Here is a 5298-nt window from a genome sequence, read left to right as displayed (position 1 = left end):
TGGGTGCGGGGACAGGATTTGAACCTGTGACCTTCAGGTTATGAGCCTGACGAGCTACCGGGCTGCTCCACCCCGCGGCAGGGGAAATCGTGTGTGCAGGGTTCTGGACTTAGTGAGTGCATCCTTTTAGCGGACCTGGCGGCGACCTACTCTCCCGCGCCTTGAGACGAAGTACCATTGGCCCTGGGGGACTTAACGACCGAGTTCGGAATGGGATCGGGTGGGGAACCCCCGGCATAGCCACCAGGTCAGCGAAAAGGATGCTGTCTGCTTTGTCGTCCGCGATTTGCGGAAGAGAAAGCAGAGATAAGAAGACATCAGAGTCTGAAGCTGTAGGGCTTCATGGGTTTGACTGAAGAACGATCAAGCCTATCGAGCTATTAGTACCGGTAAGCTCCATGCGTCGCCGCACTTCCACACCCGGCCTATCAACGTGGTGGTCTTCCACGGCTCTCAGCGAGACCTTGTTTTGAGGTTAGTTTCCCGCTTAGATGCTTTCAGCGGTTATCTATTCCACACTTAGCTACCCTGCTGCACAGCTGGCGCCATGACAGGTCCACCAGAGGTGTGTCCATCCCGGTCCTCTCGTACTAGGGACAGATCCTCTCAAGTCTCGTACACCCACGGCAGATAGGGACCAAACTGTCTCACGACGTTCTGAACCCAGCTCACGTACCACTTTAATCGGCGAACAGCCGAACCCTTGGGACCTGCTCCAGCCCCAGGATGTGATGAGCCGACATCGAGGTGCCAAACTTTGCCGTCGATATGGACTCTTGGGCAAAATCAGCCTGTTATCCCTAGAGTACCTTTTATTCGTTGAGCGATGGCCCTTCCACGCAGGACCACCGGATCACTATGGCCGACTTTCGTCTCTGCTCGACTTGTCAGTCTCGCAGTCAGGCGGGCTTATGCCATTGCACTCGACGACCGATTTCCGACCGGTCTGAGCCCACCATCGCGCGCCTCCGTTACACTTTGGGAGGCGACCGCCCCAGTCAAACTGCCCGCCACGCCATGTCCCGGACCCGGATAACGGGCCGCGGTTAGACGTCAACAACAATAAGGGTGGTATTTCAAGGATGGCTCCGCCGGAACTGGCGCCCCGGTTTCATAGCCTCCCACCTATCCTACACATGTTATTGCTAACGCCAAGGCGAAGCTGCAGTAAAGGTTCATAGGGTCTTTCCGTCTGACCGCGGGAACCCCGCATCTTCACGGGGAATTCAATTTCGCTGAGCCTGTGCTGGAGACAGTGGGGAAGTCGTTACGCCATTCGTGCAGGTCGGAACTTACCCGACAAGGAATTTCGCTACCTTAGGACCGTTATAGTTACGGCCGCCGTTTACCTGGGCTTCAATTCAGAGCTTGCACCCCTCCTTTTAACCTTCAGGCACCGGGCAGGCGTCAGACCCTATACGTCGCCTTGCGGCTTCGCAGAGCCCTGTGTTTTTGATAAACAGTCGCTACCCCCTGGCTTGTGCCACTCTTTTCTGGTTGCCCAAAGAAGAGTCACGCTTATCCCGAAGTTACGCGTGCAATTTGCCGAGTTCCTTCAGCACAGTTCTCTCAAGCGCCTTGGTATACTCTACCTACCCACCTGTGTCGGTTTCGGGTACGGTCTCCGTTGGAGTTATTTCCAGGGACCTGTTCACTGCCAGAACCAATCCAATAAGGACTGACAATTTACCAGATCCGTCACTTCCAACTGGCCCAGGAATATTTACCTGGTTCCCATCGACTACGCCTTTCGGCCTCGCCTTAGGGGCCGGCTAACCCTGCGCAGATTAGCTTTACGCAGGAACCCTTGGGTTTTCGGCGAGAGGGTCTCTCACCCTCTTTATCGCTACTCATGTCAGCATTCTCACTTCCGATACCTCCAGCAAGGCTCACGCCTCACCTTCATCGGCTTACGGAACGCTCCGCTACCGCTTGCACAAAGTGCAAACCCATACCTTCGGCGACTGGCTTGAGCCCCGTTACATTTTCCGCGCAGGTTCGCTTGACCAGTGAGCTGTTACGCTTTCTTTAAATGATGGCTGCTTCTAAGCCAACATCCTGGTTGTCAAAGCAAACCCACATCGTTTCCCACTTAGCCAGTACTTGGGGGCCTTAGATGATGGTTAGGGTTGTTTCCCTTTTCACGACGGACGTTAGCACCCGCCGTGTGTCTCCCAGATATCTCTCTCGGGTATTCGGAGTTTGATTAGAATTGGTACAGCTCGCGCCGCCCGCATCCATTCAGTGCTCTACCCCCCGAGGAGTCCGTCTGAGGCACTACCTAAATAGTTTTCGCGGAGAACCAGCTATGTCCAGGTTTGATTGGCCTTTCACCCCTATCCACAAGTCATCCGAGAATTTTTCAACATTCACCGGTTCGGTCCTCCAGTTGGTGTTACCCAACCTTCAACCTGCTCATGGATAGATCACCTGGTTTCGGGTCGTCATGCGACGTACTTATTCGCCCTATTCAGACTCGCTTTCGCTGCGCCTACACCTAACGGCTTAAGCTTGCACGGCACATGAAGTCGCTGACCCATTATACAAAAGGTACGCCGTCACCACGCGCGGTGGCTCCGACTGCTTGTAGGCTTCCGATTTCAGGATCTGTTTCACTCCCCTTGTCGGGGTGCTTTTCACCTTTCCCTCACGGTACTTGTTCGCTATCGGTCATTGAGGAGTACTTAGGCTTGGAGGGTGGTCCCCCCATGTTCAGACAGGATTTCACGTGTCCCGCCCTACTCGAGTCTGTCGCTATTTGACGCTTACGGGGCTATCACCCACTATGGCCGAGCTTCCCAGCTCGTTCAGCTTTATGTCACGACAGCACTGGCCTGGTCCCGGTTCGCTCGCCACTACTACGGGAGTCTCGGTTGATGTCCTTTCCTCCGGGTACTGAGATGTTTCAGTTCCCCGGGTTTGCTTAATGACCCTATGTATTCAGATCATTATACCTCTTCCGACCAACCGATCCTGGCTCTGCCGAAGCAAAGCTAAGTCGGGTGACCGTAAAGGTGGGTTTCCCCATTCGGAGATAGCCGGATCAAAGGGTGCTCGCGCCTCCCCGGCTCTTATCGCAGCGTGCCACGTCCTTCATCGCCTCTCAATGCCAAGGCATCCGTCAGAAGCCCTTATGCGCTTGATCGTTCTCAGCAAAACCCATGCGCTTCTGATCTAGGGATCAGAGGCATGCGCTCTACAATTTGTCAGACAATGATGTCTTCTTAAGTCCAACCTAAGCGGCTGAACCCTGCCTTCACGATGTCACTTCGCAGGCTGGCCTAAGCCAGTTGCAAACTTGATATCCTCGATCGCGCCTTTCTTTGTCGCCTTCGCTACCGCTTCGCTGCTTGAGCGAAGGCGATGTGCGAACATCCAACAAAGATGGTGGAGCCAGACGGATTCGAACCGACGACATCCTGCTTGCAAAGCAGGCGCTCTACCAACTGAGCTATGGCCCCTCACACTGCGTGTGAGTTGCTTGCCCAGGGGAGCCTGGTCGGTTGCGGTCCGTATGTTTGGAAAGAGTGGTAGGCCCGATAAGACTTGAACTTATGACCTCACGCTTATCAAGCGTGCGCTCTAACCAACTGAGCTACGGGCCCATAGGCCGCTCAGATCAGATCCTCGTTGAGGACCCGCTCCAGGGCTCGCGATCGTGCTCTGAACCTCGACGGTCCAGAACAAGTGGAAAGAGAAACGAAGACGGCGGCGATCCGCTCATTTGTGTGCGTCTAGCGCACTAATCGGAGCCTCAATAGCCGAAGCTGGAGAGGCATCCTTAGAAAGGAGGTGATCCAGCCGCAGGTTCCCCTACGGCTACCTTGTTACGACTTCACCCCAGTCGCTGACCCTACCGTGGTCGCCTGCCTCTCTTGCGAGTTAGCGCAGCGCCTTCGGGTAAAGCCAACTCCCATGGTGTGACGGGCGGTGTGTACAAGGCCCGGGAACGTATTCACCGCGGCATGCTGATCCGCGATTACTAGCGATTCCAACTTCATGCTCTCGAGTTGCAGAGAACAATCCGAACTGAGACGACTTTTAGGGATTGGCTCCCCCTCGCGGGATTGCAGCCCTCTGTAGTCGCCATTGTAGCACGTGTGTAGCCCACCTTGTAAGGGCCATGAGGACTTGACGTCATCCCCGCCTTCCTCCGGATTAACTCCGGCAGTCCTGTTAGAGTGCCCAACTTAATGATGGCAACTAACAGCGAGGGTTGCGCTCGTTGCGGGACTTAACCCAACATCTCACGACACGAGCTGACGACAGCCATGCAGCACCTGTGTCCCAGTCCCCGAAGGGAAGGCCGGATCTCTCCGGATGTCCAGGCATGTCAAAAGGTGGTAAGGTTCTGCGCGTTGCTTCGAATTAAACCACATGCTCCACCGCTTGTGCGGGCCCCCGTCAATTCCTTTGAGTTTTAATCTTGCGACCGTACTCCCCAGGCGGAGTGCTTAATGCGTTAGCTGCGTCACCGACAGGCATGCCTGCCGACAACTAGCACTCATCGTTTACAGCGTGGACTACCAGGGTATCTAATCCTGTTTGCTCCCCACGCTTTCGAGCCTCAGCGTCAGTAACGGACCAGTATGTCGCCTTCGCCACTGGTGTTCTTCCGAATATCTACGAATTTCACCTCTACACTCGGAGTTCCACATACCTCTTCCGTACTCAAGACTGCCAGTATCAAAGGCAATTCCAAGGTTGAGCCCTGGGCTTTCACCTCTGACTAAACAGTCCGCCTACGCTCCCTTTACGCCCAGTAATTCCGAGCAACGCTAGCCCCCTTCGTATTACCGCGGCTGCTGGCACGAAGTTAGCCGGGGCTTCTTCTCCGGGTACCGTCATTATCGTCCCCGGTGAAAGAATTTTACAATCCTAAGACCTTCATCATTCACGCGGCATGGCTGCGTCAGGCTTTCGCCCATTGCGCAAGATTCCCCACTGCTGCCTCCCGTAGGAGTTTGGGCCGTGTCTCAGTCCCAATGTGGCTGATCATCCTCTCAGACCAGCTAAGGATCGTAGCCTTGGTGAGCCTTTACCTCACCAACTAGCTAATCCTACGCGGGCCGCTCCAATGGCGATAAATCTTTCCCCCGAAGGGCACATCCGGTATTAGCTCAAGTTTCCCTGAGTTGTTCCGAACCAAAGGGCACGTTCCCACGTGTTACTCACCCGTCCGCCACTAATCCCGAAGGATCCGTTCGACTTGCATGTGTTAGGCCTGCCGCCAGCGTTCGCTCTGAGCCAGGATCAAACTCTCAGGTTGAGTTGACATTGACTCCAGCTATTTGATCG

Annotated in this window: 3 tRNA genes and 3 rRNA genes; all 6 read right to left on the bottom strand. The window is 55.0% G+C overall.

From position 1 onward, the window contains the following. The 6 genes from AC07N1_RS25215 to AC07N1_RS25190 all read right to left on the bottom strand — a co-directional run bounded on the left by AC07N1_RS25215 (position 1) and on the right by AC07N1_RS25190 (position 5269). A tRNA-Met gene (locus AC07N1_RS25215) sits at positions 1-77 on the bottom strand. A gap of 56 nt (positions 78-133) precedes the next feature. Then, positions 134-248: ribosomal RNA gene (rrf, locus tag AC07N1_RS25210) — 5S ribosomal RNA — on the bottom strand. Positions 249-359: 111 nt separating this feature from the next. Then, positions 360-3145: ribosomal RNA gene (locus AC07N1_RS25205) — 23S ribosomal RNA — on the bottom strand. A gap of 240 nt (positions 3146-3385) precedes the next feature. After that, positions 3386-3461 (bottom strand) — tRNA-Ala (locus AC07N1_RS25200). A 67-nt stretch (positions 3462-3528) separates the two neighbouring features. Continuing rightward, positions 3529-3605, bottom strand: a tRNA-Ile gene (locus tag AC07N1_RS25195). Positions 3606-3785: 180 nt separating this feature from the next. Then, positions 3786-5269, bottom strand: a 16S ribosomal RNA gene (locus AC07N1_RS25190). The 16S, 23S and 5S rRNA genes sit together here with 3 tRNA genes alongside, the layout of an rRNA operon. Positions 5270-5298 lie beyond the last annotated feature (29 nt).

This window comes from Caulobacter sp. GW821-FHT09B11, assembly GCF_059418205.1.
Note: the sequence above shows the minus strand (reverse complement) of the source record. Positions and strands in the feature narration are given on the sequence as shown.